The following is a 19657-nucleotide window of genomic DNA, read 5'->3' on the forward strand; positions in this document are numbered from 1 at the left end:
GGCTCCTCACTCGCTTCGCGGCCGGTCACCGGCGCCCTCGCTGATGTGGACCTGCCGACCCGGGCCCAGAGGCAGGCATCGTGGCACAAGGGCCGGAAGCCGTAAAGAAGTTGTCGCTCCCGCCACCGCCGTCACCTGCGGCGCAGCCGTCCCGCCGGTACCGGCTCCCCGTCGCGGAAAAAGTTTCTTCCGGATTTCTGTCATCCACACCCGCCCCACGCATCTACCCGGGCACTGCGGCTCACAGCACCGCATGGTCCGGCCCATCCGAAGGAGCGAACGATGACCGAGAAACCGAACAGGCGGCGGCGTGCACCGGCCGTCGCGATCGTGCTGGGGGGTGTCCTGGCGGGAGCGCTGGCTGCTCCGGCGGGCGCCGCGGCGCTGCCGTCGGCGGGGGGTGTGTATCAGCTGGCGGTGAAGAAGAGCGGGAAGTGCGTCGACGTGCCCGGGGCGTCGTCGGCGAACGGTGCGCTGTTGCAGCAGTGGGGGTGTACGGAGGGTGCTGCGTGGCAGCAGTTCACGCTGACGGCGGACGGGTCGGGCGTGTACCGGCTGGTGAACAAGTCGAGCGGTAAGTGCGTGGATGTGCCTGCCGGTTCGAAGGTGAGCGGGGTGCAGCTCCAGCAGTGGGGCTGCGCCAGTCAGGCCAACCAGCAGTGGACGCTGACGGCGAGCGGGACGGACACGTTCCAGGTCATCAACGTGAACAGCGGTCTGTGCATGAGTCTCAAGGACGCCTCCACGGCCAGTGGTGCCGCGATCATCCAGGAGACCTGCACCGCCAACAGCAACAAGCAGTGGGCCTTCACGTCGGTCTCCGGGCGCACCTGGTCCGACAAGGCCGACGGCTTCGCCTCCACCGGGGGCGGCACCACGGGTGGGGCGGCCGGCCCGACCGTCACCGTGACGAACTACGCGGACCTGGTGAAGTACGCCACCGCCACGACCCCCTATGTGATCAAGGTGGCCGCCGCGATCACGGTCAGCCCGTACGGCCATGAGATACCGGTCAAGTCCGACAAGACGATCATCGGCGTCGGTACCTCGGGCCAGATCGTCGGCGGCGGCTTCTTCCTCGGCACCGGCATCCACAACGTCATCATCCGTAACCTCACCATCCGCGACACCCGGATGACCGAGGACGACCCCGATGACAAGGACTACGACTACGACGGTATCCAGATGGACACCGCCGACCACATATGGATCGACCACAACCGCATCGAGCGGATGAACGACGGGCTCATCGACAGCCGCAAGGACACCAGCTACCTGACCGTTTCCTGGAACGTCATGGGCGAGCAGAACAAGGCCTTCGGCATCGGCTGGACGGAGAACGTCACCGCGCGGATGACGATCCACCACAACTGGATCCACGACACCAACCAGCGCAACCCCAGCATCGACAACGTCGCCTACGCGCACCTCTACAACAACTACATGCAGAACGTGACGTCGTACGGGAACCTGTCACGCGGGGCCTCGAAGACCGTCATCGAGAACAGCTACTACCAGAGCGTCAACAACCCGTACTACCCCGACACCACTGCCGCGTCCCTCACCCAGACCGGCAGCATCTGCGTCTCCTGCACCGGCAAGCAGCAGACCAACGGGACGACGTTCAAGCCGGGTGACCACTACAGCTACACCCTGGACCCGGCCGCGGACGTCCCCTCCCTGCTCAAGCAGTACGCCGGACCGCAGAGCAGCATCGGCGGCTGAGCCGCCCGGCGGCAGACGTCATGCCGCCGTCCGTCGCACGGGCCCGGTACGGGACAGAGCGTGTCCCGTGCCGGGCCCGGTGCGATGCGAGCTCAGGTGGGGAAGCCGGCAGCCACATCGACCGCTTCGAGCCGTTCGCGACGCGTCCGCTCGGTCCCCCACATCCCGAGTGGCGCCAGCGCCTGATTGAGCGTGTGCCCGTGCTCGGTGAGGGAGTACTCGACCCGCGGCGGCACCTCGGCGTACACCTTCCGGTGCACGAGGCCGTCCTCCTCCATCTCGCGCAGGTGCTGCGTCAGCATCTTCTCGCTCACCCCCGCCAGGCCGCGGCGCAACTCACTGAAGCGGCGCACCCCGTGGGCGTCGAGCTCCCAGAGGATCAGCCCCTTCCACTTGCCGCTCACCACATCGAGCGCCGCGTCGATACCGCAGATGTAAGGCCCGCGTCTCGGCACCTTGGCCATCGGTGATCCCCTAACTCAATGGTAAGTACCGCAGTAAATAGTGGGTACTTCCGAGAGTAATGACGCTCGCCGAGCATGGAGGGGTGAACGAGCCACAGAACCTCACCCCCCGTCAGGGCAGCGCCGCTGTCACCGTGATCGGGCTCGGCCCGATGGGCCAGGCCATGACGCGCACGCTTCTCGCCGCCGGCCACCACGTCACCGTCTGGAACCGCACCCCGGGCCGGGCCGACGGCGTCGTCGCCGACGGAGCGACGCTCGCCGGGACACCCCGCGAGGCGGTCGAGAAGAGCGGCCTCGTGCTCCTCAGCCTCACCGACTACCAGGCGATGTACGACATCCTCGGCAGCGCCACCGGATCGCTCGCCGGCCGGACTCTGGTCAACCTGAGCTCCGACACCCCCGAGCGGACCCGGGAGGCGGCCACCTGGGCGGCAGGCCACGGGGCCACCTTCCTCACCGGAGGTGTCATGGTCCCCGCGCCGATGGTCGGCACCGAAGCCGCCTACGTCTACTACAGCGGGCCCGGCGAGGCGATGCGCACCCATCAGCCGGCTCTGGCACTGCTCGGCACACCCAGGTACGTGGGCGAGGACCCGGGTCTCGCCCAGCTGATGTACCAGGCGCAGCTCACCGTCTTCCTCACCACGCTGTCCGGACTGATGCACGCCACCGCGATGCTGGGGGCGGCGGGGCTGAAGGCACGGGATGTGCTGCCGGAACTGCTCGCCACCGCCGACTCGACCGGCGACATCATGCGGGCCGGCGAGGACAGCCCCGGCGCCGCGCTGGACGCCGGGGAGCACCCCGGCGACCTCAGCACGGTCACCATGATGGGTGCGACGGCCGACCACATCGTCGACGCCAGCAGGTCGCTCGGCCTGGACCTCGCGCTCCCGCTGGCGGTGCGGACCCACTACCGGCGCGCGATCGACGACGGACACGGAGGCGACAACTGGACGCGCATCATCGACGGCATCCGTGCACCGCGCCGCTCGGAGCCCGCCCCGTGACGTGTCTTCGGGACCCGCGTCTTCGGGACCCGCGTCTTCGGGACCCGGGAACGGTGACCGTTCTGCCGACAGCAGATCCGCCCGGCGCGCAGCGGCTTCCCCACCCGCGCCGGGCGCACCGCTCCTAGGCTGGAGCGATGAGCAGCCACGCATCGAACCGGGCCCGCGTCATCCCTCTGCGTCCCGTCCCCGCGACACCGGGGCCCGCCCCTGCCAAGGAGCCCCTCTGGCGGGACGTCGTCGGCGACGTCCTGCGCCGGGAGCGCCTCACGCAGGAGCGGACGCTCAAGGACGTGGCCGAGGCCGCCCGGATCTCCGTGCCGTACCTCTCCGAGATCGAGCGCGGACGCAAGGAGGCCTCGTCCGAGGTGCTCGCCGCGGCGGCCCGTTCGCTCGGGCTCGGGCTGGCTGACGTGCTGTCCCTGGCCGGGACGGAGCTCGCCCGACAGAGGCGGACGGCTCCCGTCGGGGGCCCCATGGGCGGGGTGCTGCTGGCCGCCTGAGCGGGCGGCGCGCCCAGGGGGAGGCGCTCGGACCCGGGCCGCGCCACCAGGGGCGCGCTCGTCAGTGGCTCATGTCCATCACCACGCGGCCGTCGATGCGCCCCGCGGTCATCTCGGCCAGGATCTCGTTGATGTCGGCCAGCGGCCGGACGGTGTACGTCGGCTCGATCAGGCCCCGCGCGAAGAAGTCGATGGCCTCCGACAGGTCGGCGCGGGTCCCCACGATCGAACCCCGGACTGTCAGGCCGAACAGCACGGTGGAGAAGATGTCCAGCGGGAACTGCTCGGGCGGCAGCCCCACCAGCGAGAGCGTCCCGCCCCGCCGCAGTGCGCCCACGGCCTGGGAGAACGCCGCCCCGTTGACGGCGGTCACCAGCCCGCCGTGCACCCCGCCCCCGGTGAACTCCTGGATCGCGGCGGCCGGGTCGGGGACGGTGAGCGCGTTGACCGCCAGTTCGGCGCCGTGGCGGCGGGCCAGCGCGCACTTCTCGTCCGAGACGTCGACGGCGACCACCCGCATCCCCATGGCACGCGCGTACTGCACCGCGATGTGGCCGAGGCCGCCGATTCCCGAGATGAGCACCCACTGGCCCGGCTTCACCTCGGACTCCTTGAGGCCCTTGTAGACCGTCACCCCCGCGCAGAGGATCGGTGCGACCGCCGAGAGGTCCACGCCCGGCGGGATCACGGGGGCGTAGGCGGCGTCCACCAGCATGTACTGGCCGAAGGAACCGTCGACCGAGTAGCCGCCGTTCCGCTGGTTGGGACAGAGGGTCTCCCGGCCGGTCTCGCAGAACTCGCACGCCCCGCAGGCCGACCAGAACCACGCGTTGCCGACGGTGTCGCCGGCCTTGAGTCGCGAGACCCCGTCGCCGACGGCGACGACCTCGCCCACCCCCTCGTGGCCCGGGATGAAGGGGACCGTGGGCTTCACCGGCCAGTCGCCCTGCGCCGCGTGCAGATCGGTGTGGCAGACGCCGGAGTAGAGCACCTTGACCAGGGCCTGACCGGGCCCGGGATCCGGGAGCGGCACCTCCTCGATGACGAGCGGTGCCGTGAAGTCCTTGACCACTGCTGCCTTCATGACCGGCATGGCGGAGCCTCCGAGTGGGGGAGAGGGAATCCTTGGTTCCTGACCAGCAGTCTGCGATGGCTCCGCACCCGGCGCGACCGGTGGCCGGAGTGAGGCCCAGGTGATCGCCGGCCGGTACCGCATGCGCACCGTCCCCGGCACCAGGGGGTGCCGGGGACGGTGCGCATGCCGTGCGTGCGGGCCGGGGGACGGCCCGGGAACCTGCGGTCAGGCCCCCGGCGCCGGCGCGATGCCCGTCGGGCAGGCGCGGCCCCAGTTCGTCTCGGAGGGCGACTCCAGGGTGGCTCCCGTGCCGCCGATGCCGCAGTAACCGTCGGGGTTCTTGTCGAGATACTGCTGGTGGTACGCCTCGGCGGGCCAGAAGGTGCGGCCCTCGGCCGGGAGGATCTCCGTGGTGATCGTGCCGTAGCCGGCGCCCGTCAGCACCTGCTGGTAGGCCTCGCGGGACGCCTCGGCCGCCTCCGCCTGCTCGGGGGAGTGGGTGTAGAGCGCCGAGCGGTACTGCGTGCCGACGTCGTTGCCCTGGCGGAAGCCCTGGGTCGGGTTGTGGGACTCCCAGAAGAGCTTCAGGAGCTCGGCGTAGCTCACGACCTTCGGGTCGAAGACGACACGGACCGCCTCCGTGTGGCCCGTCAGGCCCGAGCAGGTCTCCTCGTACGACGGGTTCTCGGTGTAGCCGCCCTGGTAGCCGACGAGCGTCGTCCAGACGCCCTCGGTCTGCCAGAACTTGCGCTCGGCGCCCCAGAAACAGCCCAGCGCGAAGTCGGCGACCTCCAGGCCCTGCGGGTACGGGCCGGTCAGCGGGTTGCCGAGGACCGTGTGGCGGGACGGCACCGTGAATTCGGGGGTGGGACGGCCGCGCAGGGCCTCCTCGGGGGTGGGGAGCTGCGGTGTGCGGTGGGTCAGGAACATGCGGGGGCTCCTCCGGGGGTCGGGGTTCGCTCCGTACAACGCCGCGGGGGCGTCGTGGATTCCACGGTCTCAGGCGGCGGGGGCCGGGGGATCGCGGCGTTCGTCACCCTCGCGGACGCCGGACGCCGGCGACTCGTAGGAGGCCAGGTAGGCGGCCGTCTTCCTGCGTGTCCGCAGCCAGAAGAAGACGGCGAGGCCCAGCAGGATCAGCGGGATCAGTCGTTCCATGGATGTGCCGGTCCAATCCGAGGAGTGCGGGTCAGTGGGGCAGGGTCGCGGGGCTGCCGCCGTTCGCCTCGTACCCGGCGACGGCCAGCGCGCGGTACACCGTGTACTCGGCGGCCGGGTCCGGGTTCTGGGTCCAGGGCAGCGCGCCCACGTGCCCGTCGATGTGGACGAGCTGGTGCATCGCCTCCGACCAGCGCTCCATGCGCACGAGAAAGAGGACCAGCAGGTGCCGGACATGCGCGAGCATCGGGTCGTCGGCGCGGGCCGCGTGCACGGCGAACATCGCGCCCTCGACCGCCTTCGTCACGACGACGCCCCGGTAGAAGCCCTGCACCAGATTGACCTCGGGCAGATGCTCGTACACCGCGAACAGCGGCAGCGCGGCGAGCAGCGAGCCCTGCGGGGCGCGGGCGGCGGCCGTCGTCGCGAAGCGGTCGGCCTCCTCGCGGGAACCGTGCCACTTCTCGCACCAGAAGTGCAGCGCCGCGATGTGCGCCCCCATGTGCGCGGGCGCGCGGTCGATGATCTTCGCCCAGAGCTGGTCGAACTGCTCGTGGGAATAGCCCAGTCCCCGGGCGGCGGCCAGCTCCACGATGTACGGCACGGGGTCGCCCGGCGCCAGCAGGGCGGCCTCGCCGCAGACCGCGCGGGCCTCCTCCAGGATGATCCGGAAGTCGTCGGTGCCCACCGTGCCCGTGCGCCACGCCTGCTGCACCAGGAACTCCGCGTGCACCGCCGCGGCGCCCGCGTCCTTCGGGGCCTCGGCCCGCCACGCCCTCAGCCACGCGCCGCCCGTGCCGGGCTGCCGGGCCAGCTCCAGCGACGCCGCGCCGGCGAACGCCTGCACCCGCTGCCAGCGGGTCTCGCCCTCCTTGGGCGTGCCCGCGAGCAGCTGCGAGGCGGCCCGCCACTCCTGGGTGCGCTGCACGACGTCGAGCACATCGAGGAGGTCCTGGTCGGGCCCGGGCATCCGGACGTCCAGCTCCTCCTGGCGCGCGAAGCCGTATGTGTCCGGGTCGGCGGCGTCGGGCGAACCGGGCGCGACCTGGCGGATTCCGCCACGGCGGCGCAGCATGAGCGGGCCGACGACAGCGACGAGCATGCACACGGCGAGCAGGAACCAGAGAATCTCCATGCGGCCCATTGTCCCCGGACGGGTAACGGAGCGGCGAGTGGCCCGTAACCACCCGTCGGACGAACTACGCTCGGGCCCCATGAGCGACCAGCACAGCTTCGAGACCCTCGCGATCCACGCCGGCAACACGGCGGATCCCCTCACCGGCGCAGTGGTCCCCCCGATCTACCAGGTGTCCACGTACAAGCAGGACGGTGTCGGCGGACTGCGCGGCGGCTACGAGTACAGCCGCAGCGCCAACCCGACGCGCACCGCGCTGGAGGAGAACCTCGCGGCGCTGGAGGGCGGCCGGCGCGGGCTCGCCTTCGCGTCGGGGCTCGCCGCCGAGGACTGCCTCCTGCGTACGCTGCTGACCCCCGGCGACCACGTCGTCATCCCGAACGACGCCTACGGCGGCACGTTCCGGCTGTTCGCGAAGGTCGCCTCGCGCTGGGGCGTGGAGTTCTCGGTCGCCGACACCTCGGACATCGGCGCCGTCCGTGCGGCGATCACCCCCCGGACCAAGGCGATCTGGGTGGAGACCCCCTCCAACCCGCTGCTCGGGATCACCGACATCGCGGCCGTCGCCGGAGTGGCCCGGCAGGCGGGTGCGCGGCTCGTCGTCGACAACACCTTCGCCAGCCCCTACCTCCAGCAGCCGCTCTCGCTCGGCGCCGACGTCGTGGTGCACTCCACCACCAAGTACATGGGCGGCCACTCGGACGTCGTGGGCGGCGCGCTCGTCGTCAGCGACCCGGAGCTGGCCGAGGAGCTCGCCTACCACCAGAACGCGATGGGCGCCGTCGCCGGGCCCTTCGACGCGTGGCTGGTGCTGCGCGGCATCAAGACCCTCGCGGTGCGCATGGACCGCCACGACGAGAACGCCACCAAGGTCGCCGACCTGCTGACCCGGCACCCCAAGGTGACCCAGGTCCTCTACCCGGGGCTGCCGGAGCACCCCGGACACGAGGTCGCCGCCAAGCAGATGAAGGCCTTCGGCGGGATGGTGTCGTTCCGGGTCGCGGGCGGCGAGGAGGCGGCGGTCGAGGTCTGCAACAGGGCGAAGCTCTTCACGCTCGGTGAGTCGCTCGGCGGCGTCGAATCGCTCCTGGAGCACCCCGGCCGCATGACGCACGCCTCCGCCGCCGGCTCCCCGCTGGAGGTGCCCGCCGACCTGGTCCGGCTGTCCGTCGGCATCGAGAACGCCGACGACCTGCTGGCCGACCTGACGCAGGCGCTCGGCTGACGGGACAGCCCTCATGCCCGGCGGCCAGGAGCGACATGCTCCTGGCCGCCGGGCGGACCGGTGCTCACAGCTCCCGACATCGGTCGTGTGGGGCGCCGGTCTCGTCGCCGTCAGTGACTGACGGCGACCTTCTCGTCCTCCAGCATGCCCTTGATCTGCTCACGCAGCTCCGGGCTGTCCTTGTGCTCGTGCACCGACACCGCGTGCTCGGCGGCGGCCCGGACGACTTCGTCCTCCTCACCCGAAATGGCGAGTGAGCAGTTGGAGACGCTCGGATACTTGCGGCAGTCTGCGATCTTCCGTGTCATGGCGGCCTCCTCGGCTCGCGAGTCCACGCCCTTCAAGGGTAGATCGCAACGGCCGGACGGACAGGCCGGGAGCGCCGGTCAGCTCTCCGGCGCCGGCTGGTGCGCGGCCTGCCGCGCCGCCAGCGAGGAGTTGAACCGGGTCAGCAGGAGGCAGAACGTGTCCCGCTCCTCCTCGCTCCAGCCCTCGGTGACCTGCGACATCAGCTCACGCCGGGAGGCGCGGACCTCCTCCAGGCGGGCCTGGCCGCGCGGCGACAGCTGCAGCACGACGGCGCGCCCGTCCTCCGGGTGGGAGGTGCGCTTGACCAGCCCCGTGTCGACGAGCGGGGCGACCTGCCGGGTCACCGTCGAGGAGTCGATCCCCATGCCGGCGGCCAGCGCCTTGACGCCCATCGGGCCTTCCACATCGAGCCGGTTCAGCAGCAGGTAGGCCGCCCGGTCCATCGAGTTGCGGACCTGGCCGACGCCGCCGAGGCGCGTCTGCTCGGCACGGCGGGCGAAGACGGCCACCTGATGCTGGAGAACATCGAGAAGGTGGTCCGTTCCCGGATGTCCGGGGGTCGCGCCCCCGGAAGGAGACGCGGCAGTCGTCATGTCCTGAGGGGGCATGGCCGGAGGCTCTCTTCGTGCGGTGTCGGATGGGTGGGGGACAGAGTACGCGGCCACGGGGCAACGTGTACCAGCGCTGCACAAACCTGTGGACACCACCGCAGGCCGCCATGAGATGCGTCGGCCCCGGGCGCTCCGAGCTGCAAGACTTGCCGTCATGACCTTCCGTACGTCAGCCCCCTTCCCTCCCCTCATCCTCGACGACATCCGAGGGGCGCAGAAGATGCTGTCCGGGGTGGCCAGAACGACCGGCATGGAGGGCAGCCGTCATCTGAGCTCACTCGTCGGAGCGCCCGTCCACTTCAAGTGCGAGAACCTCCAGCGCACCGGTTCGTTCAAACTGCGCGGCGCGTACGTGCGGATCGCGGGCCTCAGCCCCGTCGAACGGGCCGCCGGAGTCGTGGCCGCGAGTGCCGGGAACCATGCGCAGGGTGTCGCACTCGCCTCTTCGCTGCTCGGCGTACGTTCTACGGTCTTCATGCCGGTCGGCGCCCCCCTCCCCAAGGTCGCCGCGACCCGTGAGTACGGTGCCGAGGTCCGGCTGCACGGGCACGTGGTGGACGAGACGCTCGCCGCCGCCCAGGAGTACGCGGAGCAGACCGGGGCCGTCTTCATCCACCCCTTCGACCACCCGGACGTCATCGCGGGCCAGGGCACCGTGGGCCTGGAGATCCTGGAGCAGTGCCCCGAGGTGCGCACGATCGTCGTGGGCATCGGCGGGGGCGGGCTCGCGGCCGGTATCGCCGTGGCGGTGAAGGCGCTGCGCCCCGACGTCAGGATCGTCGGCGTCCAGGCGGCGGGTGCGGCGGCCTTCCCGCCCTCGCTGTCGGCCGGGCATCCGGTGGCGCTCGACTCGGTGCAGACCATGGCCGACGGGATCAAAGTGGGGCGCCCCGGCGATCTCACGTTCCCGCTGGTCCAGGAGCTGGTGGACGAGGTCCGTACGGTCTCCGAGGACGAGCTCTCCAGCGCCCTGCTGCTCTGCCTGGAGCGGGCCAAGATGGTCGTGGAGCCGGCCGGGGCGATCCCCGTGGCGGCGCTGCTCAGTGATCCGAAGGCGTTCCGCGGCCCCGTCGTCGCCGTGCTGTCGGGCGGCAACGTGGACCCCCTGCTGATACAGCGCATCCTGACGCACGGCATGGTCGCGGCGGGCCGCTACCTGAGCCTGCGGCTCCGGCTCACCGACCGGCCCGGCGCACTGGCCGCGATGCTCGCCACCCTGTCCGTCGCCGACGCCAACGTGCTCGACATCCAGCACGTACGGACCGATCCCCGGCTCGGGCTCACCGAGGCGGAGGTGGAACTCCACCTGGAGACCAAGGGACCGGAGCACTGCGAGGAGGTCGCCACGGCGCTGCGGGACGCGGGCTACACGGTGAGGGCCTGAAGGACCTGAGGGACGGGGGCCGGCCGGGGGAACCGGGTGCAAAACCGGTTGTGGGCCGCCCCGGTTGCCCATAGCGTGCACCGCCGAGCGGTCCGCAGCGGGCGTGCGTGCGCCGGGAATCCTAGGATCTGCTCAGGACGTCACCCGAGAAACCACTGGGGGAATCCCGTATGCCAGGCGCCATCTATGCCGAAGGCCTGGTGAAGACCTTCGGCGATGTACGAGCACTGGGCGGCGTCGATTTCGACGTACCCGAAGGCACCGTCCTCGGCCTGCTGGGGCCGAACGGCGCAGGCAAGACGACCGCCGTACGCGTCCTGACCACCCTGCTCCAGCCGGACAGCGGCCGGGCCGTGGTGGCGGGCATCGACGTACTGAAGAACCCCAACGAGGTACGCCGCTCGATCGGCCTCTCCGGCCAGTTCGCCGCAGTCGACGAGTACCTCACCGGCCGCGAGAACCTCCAGATGGTCGGGCAGCTCTACCAGATGAGCTCGCGCGACGCGAAAAAGCGGGCGGGGGAGCTGCTGGAGAAGTTCAACCTCGCCGACGCCGCCGACCGCACCGCGAAGACGTACTCCGGAGGCATGCGCCGCCGCCTCGACCTGGCGGCGGCGCTCGTCGTCTCCCCGCCCGTCATGTTCATGGACGAGCCCACCACCGGCCTCGACCCGCGCAACCGGCAGCAGCTCTGGGAGGTCATCCAGGAGCTCGTCGCGGGCGGCACGACGCTGCTGCTGACCACGCAGTACCTGGAGGAGGCCGACCACCTCGCCCACGACATCTGCGTCATCGACCACGGCAAGGTGATCGCCCGCGGCACCTCCGACGAGCTGAAGGCCCGCACCGGCGGCGAACGCGTCGAGGTCGTCGTCCACCGGCCGGACGAGATCGGCCCGGCCCGCTCGGTGCTCGCCACGTACGGCAAGGGCGAGATCTCCGTCGCCGAGCACACGCGCAAGCTGACGGTCCCGGTCACCGGCGGGGCCAAGCTGCTCGCCGAGGTCATCCGCGACCTGGACGCCCGCGGGGTGGAGATCGACGACATCGGGCTGCGCCGCCCCACCCTCGACGACGTCTTCATCTCCCTCACCGGCCACGCCGCCGAGCTGGAGAAGAACGGCCAGGACCCGTCGGCCGAGGCCGCTCAGGTCCGGAAGGACGCCGCCGGGGCCGCAGAGGCCGGCGAGAAGGAGGACGCGAAGTGACCGCCGTGACGGAGACTCCGGCGCCGCGCAAGTCACGCGGTGCCCTCGCCCAGTCGGTGGCGGATTCGCTCGTCGTCGCCAAGCGCAATCTGATCCGCATGGCCAGGATTCCCGAGATGGTGATCTTCGGCCTGGTGCAGCCCATCATGTTCGTGGTGCTGTTCACCTATGTGTTCGGCGGATCGATCAAGGTCGGGGACTCGATCTCCCCCCAGGCCTACCGTGAGTTCCTGATGGCCGGCATCTTCGCGCAGACCGTCACGTTCGCCACCGCGGGCGCCGGCGCGGGCATCGCGGACGACATGCACAAGGGGCTCATCGACCGCTTCAGGTCGCTGCCCATGGCCAGGGGCGCCGTCCTCACCGGGCGCACGATCGCCGACCTCGTGCAGACCGCCCTCACGCTCGTCGTCCTCGCGGGCGTCGCGCTCATCGTGGGTTGGCGGACCCACGAGAACCTCGGCAAGGTGCTGCTCGGCTTCCTGCTGCTGCTCCTGCTCGGCTACGCCTTCTCCTGGATCGGCGCGCTGATCGGCCTCGTCGTCCGCACACCGGAGGCGGCCACGTCCGGCGGGCTGATCTGGCTGTTCCCGCTGACGTTCATCTCGAACGCCTTCGTGGACGCCAACCAGATGCCGACGTTCCTCCGCTACATCGCGGAGTGGAACCCGTTCAGCGCCACCGTGCAGGCCTGCCGCGTGCTGTTCGGGAACCTGCCGCCGGGCTTCGTGACACCGGACGCCTGGCCCATGCAGCACCCGATCACGGCTTCGGTCCTCTGGTCGGTGATCATCCTCGTGGTCTTCCGCACGCTGGCGGTCCGCAAGTACCGCTCCGCGACCGCCTGACCCCGCCCACGACAAAGCCCCGGCCGCGCGGCCGGGGCTCCGTCGTGCGCCGAGGCTCAGCCCTGGTACGGCTTCGCAGAGATGATCTTCACGGTGGCCTTCTTGCCGTTGGGCAGCTCGTACTCCGCGTCGTCACCCACCCGCTTGCCGTTCACGCCCGTGCCGAGCGGCGACTGCGGGGAGTACGTCTCGATGTCGGTGCTCGCGTACTCGCGGGAGGCGAGCAGGAAGGTGACCGTGTCGTCCGGGTCGCCGTCGAAGGCGATCGTCACGACCATGCCGGGCTCGACCACGCCGTCGTCGGCGGGGGCCTCGCCGACCTTCGCGTGCTCCAGGAGCTGGGTCAGCTGACGGACCCGGAGCTCCATCTTGCCCTGCTCCTCCTTGGCCGCGTGGTAACCGCCGTTCTCGCGGAGGTCACCCTCCTCACGGGCCGCCGCGATCTTGACGGAGATCTCCGTGCGCGCGGGACCAGACAGGTACTCCAGCTCTGCCTTCAGCTGGTTGTACGCCTCCGGCGTGAGCCAGGTGACGTTATCGCTGGTCTGGGTCACAGGGTGCTCCTCGTCGGTGCTGGGAATACAAAGCAACGCCCTACCCCAAGCATGCGCTGCCACGGGTGGGCGAAACAACGAGCCTAACAATTCCGCGCGAAAAGGGGGAGAAGGTAAATCGTCACACGCGCGTTCCCGCAGGTCGGCGCGGGAGCGTGCGCATCACGGGCGGCGCGCTCCCGGTGCGGTCAGCCCGCGGAGCAGGCGACGAGCTCCACCGCGGTCGCCCTGGATGTGGTGCGCAGGGAGACCACGTCGTCGATCCGCTCGGAGCGCTGGTCGAAGCGGAAGTCCGCGCGCCCCACCTCGGCACCGTCCTCACTCAGGGCGCGCAGGGTGCAGTGCCCGTCGGCGGCCCGCTCCTTGCGCACCTCCAGGTGGGCTTCGGCGCGGCTGTCGGAGGCGATCCGGGACTTGATGACCTCGGCGCTGATGTCCTGGCCGGAAACGTAGTCGTAGCCGAACCAGCCGATCATGCCGAGGAAGGCGACGCCCAGCACGGAGCCGATGATCTTCAGCTTGCGGTCCGCGCGCTGGTCCCGGGACCGGCCGTAGCGCTCCTCGGGCAAGGCCTCGCGCACCGCCGCCATGATCGTTCCTCCTGTACAGGGGATCGTGGAATTTTCCACCCCCCGGTTCAGTCACTATAGAAGCCGACCTTCGCGACCAATCACTGAGGACCGAGTCTTGACCGAGCAGCTGAGACTGATGGCCGTTCACGCCCACCCCGACGACGAGTCGAGCAAGGGCGCGGCCACCATGGCCAAGTACGTGTCCGAGGGGGTGGACGTCCTGGTCGTCACCTGCACGGGAGGCGAGCGGGGTTCCATCCTCAACCCGAAGCTTCAGGGGGACGCGTACATCGAGGAGCACATCCACGAGGTGCGCAAGAAGGAGATGGACGAGGCCCGGGAGATCCTGGGCATCAAGCAGGAGTGGCTCGGCTTCGTCGACTCGGGTCTGCCCGAGGGCGACCCGTTGCCGCCGCTGCCCGAGGGCTGCTTCGCCCTGGAGGACGACGAGACGGCGGCGGGGCGTCTCGTCGCGAAGATCCGCGCGTTCCGGCCGCAGGTGATCACCACCTATGACGAGAACGGCGGGTATCCGCACCCGGACCACATCAAGACCCACACCATCTCGATGATCGCCTTCGAGGCGGCGGCGGACACCGAGAGGTTCTCCGAGGCCGAGTTCGGCCCCGCGTGGCAGCCGCAGAAGCTCTACTACAACCAGGGCTTCAACAAGCCGCGCACGGTGGCCCTGCACGAGGCGCTGCTCGCCCGCGGGCTGGAGTCACCGTACGGCGACTGGCTGAAGCGGTGGGACGAGTTCGAGCGCGCCGAACGCACGCTGACCACGCACATCCCGTGCGACGACTTCTTCGAGATCCGTGACAAGGCGCTGATCGCGCACGCCACGCAGATCGATCCGGACGGCGGCTGGTTCCGCGTCCCGATGGACGTCCAGCGGGAGGTCTGGCCGACCGAGGAGTACGAGCTGGCCAAGTCCCTGGTCGCCACATCCCTCCCCGAGAGCGACCTCTTCGCGGGCATCCGCGACAATGCCTGATATGTACGCGACCCAGGCACTGACGCAGCTCGTCCCGTTCGCCGCCGATGAGCTCGACAAGAACAAGGTGACTCCCGGCGTCCTCGGCTTCCTCGTCTTCGCGGCGCTCGCCGTGGGGGTCTGGCTGCTGATGAAGTCGATGAACCGCCACATGGGCAAGGTCAACTTCGAGGAGGCCCCCGACCTGGCGGCGCAGGCGGAGCCCGCGGCCGACGGCGGGAAGGCCCAGGCCGGCGCTCCGAGCGCCGCGGGGACGTCGAGCCCGTCCGGCAAGGGCTGACACGGCAAGGGCCGGCACGGGGCGCCTGCGCGGGCGCGGGCGGGCGGCGGCGCGGTGCCGCTGTGGGTACGGGCTGACGTGGCGCGGGCCGCTGTGGGTACGGGCTGACGTGGCGCGGGCGGGCGGCGGCGCGGTGCCGCTGTGGGTACGGGCTGATGTGGCGCGGGCCGCTGTGGGTACGGGCTGCCATGGCGCGGTGACGGCGAGGGCGGGGCAGTGGCTCCGGCCCGCCCCGCCCTTCGCCCTGCCCCGTCCCCCCGGCTCTTCCCGGCGTCGCCTCAGGGGCGTACGCCCACCGGCACCCCCATGACCTCACGGGCGTGCCGGGACGGGGTCAGGCCGAGGCGCCAGGCCTGCCAGCCGTCGTCCAGGTCCACCCCGCGGTTCAGGACGACCCGGAAGGCCTCCGCGCAGTCCTCCAGTTTGGTGTCCCGCAGCGGGTGGGAGGCCTCCAGGAGGTCCGCCAGCTCCTGCTGGGCCACCGCCGTGCCCACCTCGCTGCCGCCCGGCGAGGCGTAGGGCAGCAGCGTGCAGCGCAGGAACGCCGCCCAGTCGCCGCCCCTGGCATCGCCGTACGAGGCGAACAGGGTGATCGCTTCGCCGCACATCTCCAGGGCCTGCGCCGCGCGGTTGTTGCCGCCGTCGATCAGGGCCAGCTCCAGGCAGGTCCAGGCCTCCCCGTGGGGCACCCCGATCCGCCGGAAGTCGGCCCGCGCGTCCATCAGGAGCTGGCGGGCGAAGCCGGAGTTGCGCAGGTTCCCGGTCTGCGCGGCGCGCTGGTCGCGGGTGACCCGGCCCGAGTGGTGGCGGGCGCAGGCCAGCCCGTACACGTCCCGCATCCGGGAGAACATCGTGCGGGCCCGCTCCAGCTCCCGCACCGCCTGGTCGGTGTCGCCGTCCTCCTCCAGCGCCTGCCCCAGGTAGTAGCGCGTCCAGGCCTCGCCCCGCGCGTCCTCGTTACCCCGGTGCCGGGCGAGGGCACCGCGCAGCTGCTCCACCGCCGGTGCGTGGTCGCCCTCCAGCAGCCGGGCGCGGGCCAGCTGGGTCAGGGCCCACGCCTCCCCGCGCTCGTCCCGGGTGCGGCCGTACAGCTCCAGCGCGGTCGTCAGCTCCTCCTCGGCCCTGCTGACCTCGCCCATCCGCAGGCAGACCTGGCCGAGCTGGAAGTGCGACCAGGCCTCGCCGTGCAGAGACTCACCCTCGCGGTGCAGGGTCAGCGCGGTGTCCAGCAGGGTCAGCGCCTCGGCCAGATTGGCCCGGTCGCGCTCGACGGCGGCCAGGGCGTGCAGGGACCAGGCGCGGTCCTCGGCCTGCTCGGGCGATGCCTGGAGGCCGAGCGCCTCCCGCAGCCGCGCCGAGGCCTCGGTCAGATTGCCCTGGTGGTGCAGCGTGATGCCGAGCGAGCAGAGCGCGAGGGCCGCGCCCGCGTCGTTGTGCGCCTCGCGGTAGAGGCCGACGACGGAGGACAGCGTCGTACGGGCCTTGTCGAGCTCGCCGAGCTGACGGGCCGCGATTCCCGTACGCCACTGGACCGACCGCTCCAGGAGCCCTTGGTCGACCGCCTGCGTCAGCTCACTGATCTCGCCGAGGCGGTAGAGGTCGCCGCGCAGCAGGCAGTAGTCGCACAGGGCGCCCAGCAGATGGAGCACCGCCCCCTGGTCGACGCCCTCCGCGTGCCGCAGCGCCGAGGTGATGAAGCTCGACTCGTCGTCCAGCCAGCGCAGTGCGGCGTCCAGCGAGCTGAAGCCGTGCGAGCCGAACTGCCCGGCGCGGGTGGACATCTTGCCGTCCACCATGCGGATCACGGCGTCCGCGAGCTCCGCGTAGTTCTGGATGAGGCGTTCCTGCGCGGCGGTACGGTCCGCCGCCGGCTCCTCGTCGGCCAGCCTGGCCAGGGCGAAGGCCCGCACGAGGTCGTGCAGCCGGTAGCGCGCGCCCCGCACATGGGACAGGAGCCCGGCCCGGGACAGCGTCTCCAGCAGCCGGCCGGCCTCCTGCTCGTCGGCGGACAGCAGCGAAGCCGCGGCGGCGGCCCCCAGGCTGGACCGCCCGGCCAGCGCGAGCCGCCGCAGCAGCCGCCTGGCCGGCTCGGGCTGGTCGGTGTAGCGCAGCCACAGCGCCCGCTCGACCGGCGCCACCGGACCGTACGCGCCGAGGGCGGTGGCGAGCTCGGCGCGGTTGCGCGCACCGAGCGCGGAGCCGGCGACGCGCAGGGCGAGCGGCAGCCCGCCGCAGAGCTCGACGACGGTGTCGGTCGACGGGTAGTCGTACGGGCCGGCCTCCTCGTCACCGGCCGACTCGCGCAGCAGCTCCTCGGCGCCCGCCGCGTCCAGCCCGCCCACATGCAGGTGATGGACCCGGGCCGGGATGTCGGCGGGCAGTTCGAGGGCCTCGCGGGCGGTGACGAGGACCAGGCTGTCGGAGCGTTCGGGCACGAGCGTGCGGACCTGGGCGGCGTCGGTGGCGTCGTCCAGGATGATCGTCACGGGGGTCCCCGTCAGATGCTGGTGGTAGAGCTCGCTCAGGCGCCGCACGTGCTGCTCGGCGGAGGACCTCTCCCGGAACAGGAGCTGTTCACGGGGCGCGCCCAGCCGGTTGAGCAGGTGCAGCAGGGCGTCCCGGGTGGGCAGCGGACTCTCGCCCGCCACGTCCCCGCGCAGATCGACCACGCACGCCCCGCGGAACTGGTCCCTGAGCGCATGGGCGGCCCGCACCGCGAGCGTGGTGCGCCCGGCGCCCGGGGGGCCGTGCAGGACGACGACCGTCGGCCTGGTCTCCGTCGCGGCACGGGCGGCGTGCACCCACTGGGCGATCTGGGCGAGTTCGGCCCGGCGCCCGGCGAACGGCCCTTCCGCGGCCGGCAGATGGCCGAAGGACTGTTCGAGGAGTGAGCGGGTGCGGGCGGCCGCGCTGCGGTCGCCCCCGCGCAGCTGCGCCACCACGGACGCGGCGGCCTTCTTCGGCGGACGGTTCGCGGCGGTCAGCATGCGCTGCTGGTCGAGGAACGGGCGGATGCCCCGTACCTCCAGAGCCGTCAGCCACTGGAGGCGCAGCTGTTCGGGGCCGCCGGGCTGGTTCAGCTCTCCCGCCCTGCGATGGGCGGCGGGCCAGTGGGCGACGGTCACCCGGGCGACCGTCGCCGTGGTCCCCGCGACGGCGACGACGGCGCCCGCGCCCAGGGCGAGCCCGGTGGCGGTACCGAGCGCCAGGTCCGCGCCGAAGGCCGCCGCCGCCGCGACACCCGTCACCAGCAGGGGTGTTCCGAGTGATGCCTTGCTGAACCGCGCCGACAGCGGCTGCGCACCCGTCCCCGCGGCGTCGAGCGCCCGGGTGTACGCGGCGTACTCCTCGGCCGCCCCCGCCGCCATCGTGTCGAGCGCACCCCGCGCCCGTGCCAGCAGTGCCCCGGAGTCCGTCCGGCCTCCCGTCCGCCGCGCCTCCTCCTCCACGGCACGTACCAACAGCCGTTCGGCTTCCGCCCGATGGCTGTCCCGCATGCGTCCCCCCAGGTTCCGGTGCGTCCGGCCCGACCAGTGGCCGTCGTAGCCACCCAGTGTCCTGCGTACGGGCCGTCAGCGCGAGGGAGCCGCCGGGCCGGCGGTGACGGCCGCCTCCCGCAGCGCCTCCATCAGGTCGCTCAGTGCGGGCTGCTGGAGCGACACCTCCCGCGCGGCGGCCGAGATCACGCGCACGGGTTCGGGGTTGCGGACCGGGCGCACGACGACGCCGGGGTGCCGGCTGCGCAGTCCGAGCCCGGGCATCAGGCTCACGCCGAGACCGGCGGCGACGAAGCCCTGCGCGGTGGCGTAGTCCTCGCTCTGGATGGCGAAGTCGGGGCTGAAGCCGGCCGCCGCGCAGGATTCGGTCACCGCTTCCAGACAGGGCCCGGGCGGCTCGCAGCCGACCCACTGCTCGCCGGAGAGCTCATGCAGCTCGATGACCTCCTGGCCGGCGAGCGGATGGCCGAGCGGGAGCACGGCGGCGTACGGGTCGTCGAGGAGGTGGACGAGCCGGAAGCCGCTGCCGATGCGGCCCGACGCCTGCACGACGACGGCGATGTCGGCCCGGCCGTGCACCAGTTCCTGGAACGGGTCCTCCGGATCGGTGAGTTCGGCGTCGATGCGGACGCCGGGATGCGCGGCGCGGAGCCCGGCCAGGGCGGGCGCCACCAGCGTGGAGCCGGCCGAGGCGAAGTAGCGGATCGACAGGCGCCCGGTGCGTCCGGCGCGGAGATCGGCGAGAGCGGTCTCCGCCTGGGCCACCGCCGAGCTGATCAGCGCCGCGTGCTCGGTCAGCAGCAGACCGGCGGCCGTCGGCCGCACCCCCCGGCCCACCCGCTCCAGCAGTGCCGTGCCCGCCTGCTTCTCCAGGGCCGCCATCTGCTGGCTCACGGCGGACGGCGTGTAGCCGAGGTGTGCCGCGGCGGCGGTGACCGTGCCGCTGGTGACCACCGCGCGCAGGACCTGTAGTCGCCTCACATCAAGCATGTAGCAGAGCTTAACAGATCAGGTAGAACCATTTGCTTGTCATTAAGTCTCGGCTGGGGCACCTTCGAAGAGCCGCGACGGACCGTGAATCCGGCGGCACCCAGGAGCC

General features: G+C 71.6%; 20 protein-coding genes. 9 read left to right on the top strand and 11 right to left on the bottom strand.

The genetic code is table 11. The annotated features are described in order from the left end of the window. Positions 1 to 282 precede the first annotated feature (282 nt). Positions 283 to 1725, top strand: a complete 1443-nt coding sequence (locus ACWCQM_RS30430) for an RICIN domain-containing protein (RefSeq protein WP_450918292.1) — start codon at positions 283 to 285, stop codon at positions 1723 to 1725. Positions 1726 to 1817: 92 nt separating this feature from the next. Here ACWCQM_RS30430 and ACWCQM_RS30435 read toward each other — a convergent pair whose 3' ends face one another. Further along, positions 1818 to 2189 carry a winged helix-turn-helix transcriptional regulator gene (locus tag ACWCQM_RS30435; RefSeq protein ID WP_450918293.1) on the bottom strand — a complete coding sequence of 124 codons (372 nt, stop codon included), beginning with the start codon at positions 2187 to 2189 and terminating at the stop codon, positions 1818 to 1820. An 83-nt stretch (positions 2190 to 2272) separates the two neighbouring features. On the opposite strand from ACWCQM_RS30435, the gene ACWCQM_RS30440 reads away from it, so the two are divergent. Next, positions 2273 to 3202, top strand: coding sequence for an NAD(P)-dependent oxidoreductase (locus ACWCQM_RS30440; RefSeq protein ID WP_450918294.1), 930 nt, complete (start codon positions 2273 to 2275; stop codon positions 3200 to 3202). 137 nt (positions 3203 to 3339) lie between these two features. Continuing rightward, positions 3340 to 3705, top strand: coding sequence for a helix-turn-helix domain-containing protein (locus tag ACWCQM_RS30445; protein WP_450918295.1), 366 nt, complete (start codon positions 3340 to 3342; stop codon positions 3703 to 3705). 61 nt (positions 3706 to 3766) lie between these two features. Here ACWCQM_RS30445 and adhP read toward each other — a convergent pair whose 3' ends face one another. The 4 genes from adhP to ACWCQM_RS30465 all read right to left on the bottom strand — a co-directional run bounded on the left by adhP (position 3767) and on the right by ACWCQM_RS30465 (position 7073). Next, the gene (adhP, locus tag ACWCQM_RS30450; RefSeq protein ID WP_450918296.1) at positions 3767 to 4798 is read right to left on the bottom strand and encodes an alcohol dehydrogenase AdhP; all 1032 of its coding nucleotides are present in this window, start codon (positions 4796 to 4798) and stop codon (positions 3767 to 3769) included. Positions 4799 to 5005: 207 nt separating this feature from the next. Next, positions 5006 to 5710: a peptide-methionine (S)-S-oxide reductase MsrA gene (gene msrA, locus ACWCQM_RS30455; RefSeq protein ID WP_450918297.1), complete on the bottom strand. Its 705-nt coding sequence runs from the start codon at positions 5708 to 5710 to the stop codon at positions 5006 to 5008. 69 nt (positions 5711 to 5779) lie between these two features. Further along, on the bottom strand, positions 5780 to 5938 hold the full coding sequence (locus ACWCQM_RS30460) for a hypothetical protein (protein WP_450918298.1): 159 nt from the start codon (positions 5936 to 5938) through the stop codon (positions 5780 to 5782). A gap of 31 nt (positions 5939 to 5969) precedes the next feature. Further along, positions 5970 to 7073: a hypothetical protein gene (locus tag ACWCQM_RS30465; RefSeq protein WP_450918299.1), complete on the bottom strand. Its 1104-nt coding sequence runs from the start codon at positions 7071 to 7073 to the stop codon at positions 5970 to 5972. 79 nt (positions 7074 to 7152) lie between these two features. Here ACWCQM_RS30465 and ACWCQM_RS30470 point away from each other — a divergent pair, with 79 nt between their 5' ends. Then, entirely contained in the window at positions 7153 to 8298 is a 1146-nt protein-coding gene (locus ACWCQM_RS30470) for a cystathionine gamma-synthase (protein WP_267073938.1), read from the top strand. Positions 8299 to 8408: 110 nt separating this feature from the next. On the opposite strand, the gene ACWCQM_RS30475 is transcribed toward ACWCQM_RS30470, so the two are convergent. Together ACWCQM_RS30475 and ACWCQM_RS30480 are read right to left on the bottom strand one after the other, a co-directional pair. Continuing rightward, positions 8409 to 8606 carry a DUF1059 domain-containing protein gene (locus ACWCQM_RS30475; protein WP_450918300.1) on the bottom strand — a complete coding sequence of 66 codons (198 nt, stop codon included), beginning with the start codon at positions 8604 to 8606 and terminating at the stop codon, positions 8409 to 8411. 78 nt (positions 8607 to 8684) lie between these two features. Then, the gene (locus ACWCQM_RS30480; protein WP_450918301.1) at positions 8685 to 9215 is read right to left on the bottom strand and encodes a MarR family winged helix-turn-helix transcriptional regulator; all 531 of its coding nucleotides are present in this window, start codon (positions 9213 to 9215) and stop codon (positions 8685 to 8687) included. A gap of 157 nt (positions 9216 to 9372) precedes the next feature. On the opposite strand from ACWCQM_RS30480, the gene ilvA reads away from it, so the two are divergent. The 3 genes from ilvA to ACWCQM_RS30495 all read left to right on the top strand — a co-directional run bounded on the left by ilvA (position 9373) and on the right by ACWCQM_RS30495 (position 12658). Next, positions 9373 to 10602: a threonine ammonia-lyase gene (gene ilvA, locus ACWCQM_RS30485; protein WP_267073935.1), complete on the top strand. Its 1230-nt coding sequence runs from the start codon at positions 9373 to 9375 to the stop codon at positions 10600 to 10602. Between the two features lie 170 nt (positions 10603 to 10772). Continuing rightward, positions 10773 to 11810 (top strand): ATP-binding cassette domain-containing protein, encoded by a 1038-nt coding sequence (locus ACWCQM_RS30490; RefSeq protein ID WP_450918302.1) that lies wholly within the window; start codon positions 10773 to 10775, stop codon positions 11808 to 11810. Continuing rightward, a complete protein-coding gene (locus ACWCQM_RS30495) occupies positions 11807 to 12658 on the top strand; it encodes an ABC transporter permease (protein ID WP_450918303.1) in 852 nt (283 codons plus the stop codon). The genes ACWCQM_RS30490 and ACWCQM_RS30495 overlap by 4 nt, the downstream gene beginning before the upstream one ends. A gap of 56 nt (positions 12659 to 12714) precedes the next feature. On the opposite strand, the gene greA is transcribed toward ACWCQM_RS30495, so the two are convergent. Beyond that, positions 12715 to 13212, bottom strand: a complete 498-nt coding sequence (gene greA / locus ACWCQM_RS30500; protein ID WP_145803723.1) for a transcription elongation factor GreA — start codon at positions 13210 to 13212, stop codon at positions 12715 to 12717. A 188-nt stretch (positions 13213 to 13400) separates the two neighbouring features. Beyond that, positions 13401 to 13802: a DUF4307 domain-containing protein gene (locus ACWCQM_RS30505; protein ID WP_450918304.1), complete on the bottom strand. Its 402-nt coding sequence runs from the start codon at positions 13800 to 13802 to the stop codon at positions 13401 to 13403. 97 nt (positions 13803 to 13899) lie between these two features. Here ACWCQM_RS30505 and mca point away from each other — a divergent pair, with 97 nt between their 5' ends. Both mca and ACWCQM_RS30515 read left to right on the top strand, forming a co-directional pair. Continuing rightward, complete coding sequence (gene mca, locus ACWCQM_RS30510) at positions 13900 to 14781, top strand: mycothiol conjugate amidase Mca (protein WP_450918305.1); 882 nt, start codon at positions 13900 to 13902, stop codon at positions 14779 to 14781. Between the two features lies 1 nt (position 14782). After that, on the top strand, positions 14783 to 15061 hold the full coding sequence (locus tag ACWCQM_RS30515) for a hypothetical protein (RefSeq protein ID WP_450918306.1): 279 nt from the start codon (positions 14783 to 14785) through the stop codon (positions 15059 to 15061). Between the two features lie 278 nt (positions 15062 to 15339). On the opposite strand, the gene ACWCQM_RS30520 is transcribed toward ACWCQM_RS30515, so the two are convergent. Then, a complete protein-coding gene (locus ACWCQM_RS30520; protein WP_450918307.1) occupies positions 15340 to 18558 on the bottom strand; it encodes a tetratricopeptide repeat protein in 3219 nt (1072 codons plus the stop codon). A 75-nt stretch (positions 18559 to 18633) separates the two neighbouring features. Further along, positions 18634 to 19548 carry a LysR family transcriptional regulator gene (locus tag ACWCQM_RS30525; RefSeq protein WP_450918308.1) on the bottom strand — a complete coding sequence of 305 codons (915 nt, stop codon included), beginning with the start codon at positions 19546 to 19548 and terminating at the stop codon, positions 18634 to 18636. Positions 19549 to 19657 lie beyond the last annotated feature (109 nt).

The organism is Streptomyces sp. NPDC002125, assembly GCF_053593715.1.

Coding starts and splice junctions, on each gene's coding strand:
- ACWCQM_RS30430 (WP_450918292.1), top strand. CDS start 283: ATGACCGAGAAACCGAACAGGCGGCGGCGTGCACCGGCCGTCGCGATC.
- ACWCQM_RS30435 (WP_450918293.1), bottom strand. CDS start 2,189: ATGGCCAAGGTGCCGAGACGCGGGCCTTACATCTGCGGTATCGACGCG.
- ACWCQM_RS30445 (WP_450918295.1), top strand. CDS start 3,340: ATGAGCAGCCACGCATCGAACCGGGCCCGCGTCATCCCTCTGCGTCCC.
- adhP (WP_450918296.1), bottom strand. CDS start 4,798: ATGCCGGTCATGAAGGCAGCAGTGGTCAAGGACTTCACGGCACCGCTC.
- msrA (WP_450918297.1), bottom strand. CDS start 5,710: ATGTTCCTGACCCACCGCACACCGCAGCTCCCCACCCCCGAGGAGGCC.
- ACWCQM_RS30460 (WP_450918298.1), bottom strand. CDS start 5,938: ATGGAACGACTGATCCCGCTGATCCTGCTGGGCCTCGCCGTCTTCTTC.
- ACWCQM_RS30465 (WP_450918299.1), bottom strand. CDS start 7,073: ATGGAGATTCTCTGGTTCCTGCTCGCCGTGTGCATGCTCGTCGCTGTC.
- ACWCQM_RS30470 (WP_267073938.1), top strand. CDS start 7,153: ATGAGCGACCAGCACAGCTTCGAGACCCTCGCGATCCACGCCGGCAAC.
- ACWCQM_RS30475 (WP_450918300.1), bottom strand. CDS start 8,606: ATGACACGGAAGATCGCAGACTGCCGCAAGTATCCGAGCGTCTCCAAC.
- ACWCQM_RS30480 (WP_450918301.1), bottom strand. CDS start 9,215: ATGCCCCCTCAGGACATGACGACTGCCGCGTCTCCTTCCGGGGGCGCG.
- ilvA (WP_267073935.1), top strand. CDS start 9,373: ATGACCTTCCGTACGTCAGCCCCCTTCCCTCCCCTCATCCTCGACGAC.
- ACWCQM_RS30490 (WP_450918302.1), top strand. CDS start 10,773: ATGCCAGGCGCCATCTATGCCGAAGGCCTGGTGAAGACCTTCGGCGAT.
- ACWCQM_RS30505 (WP_450918304.1), bottom strand. CDS start 13,802: ATGGCGGCGGTGCGCGAGGCCTTGCCCGAGGAGCGCTACGGCCGGTCC.
- ACWCQM_RS30515 (WP_450918306.1), top strand. CDS start 14,783: ATGTACGCGACCCAGGCACTGACGCAGCTCGTCCCGTTCGCCGCCGAT.
- ACWCQM_RS30520 (WP_450918307.1), bottom strand. CDS start 18,558: ATGCGGGACAGCCATCGGGCGGAAGCCGAACGGCTGTTGGTACGTGCC.
- ACWCQM_RS30525 (WP_450918308.1), bottom strand. CDS start 19,548: ATGCTTGATGTGAGGCGACTACAGGTCCTGCGCGCGGTGGTCACCAGC.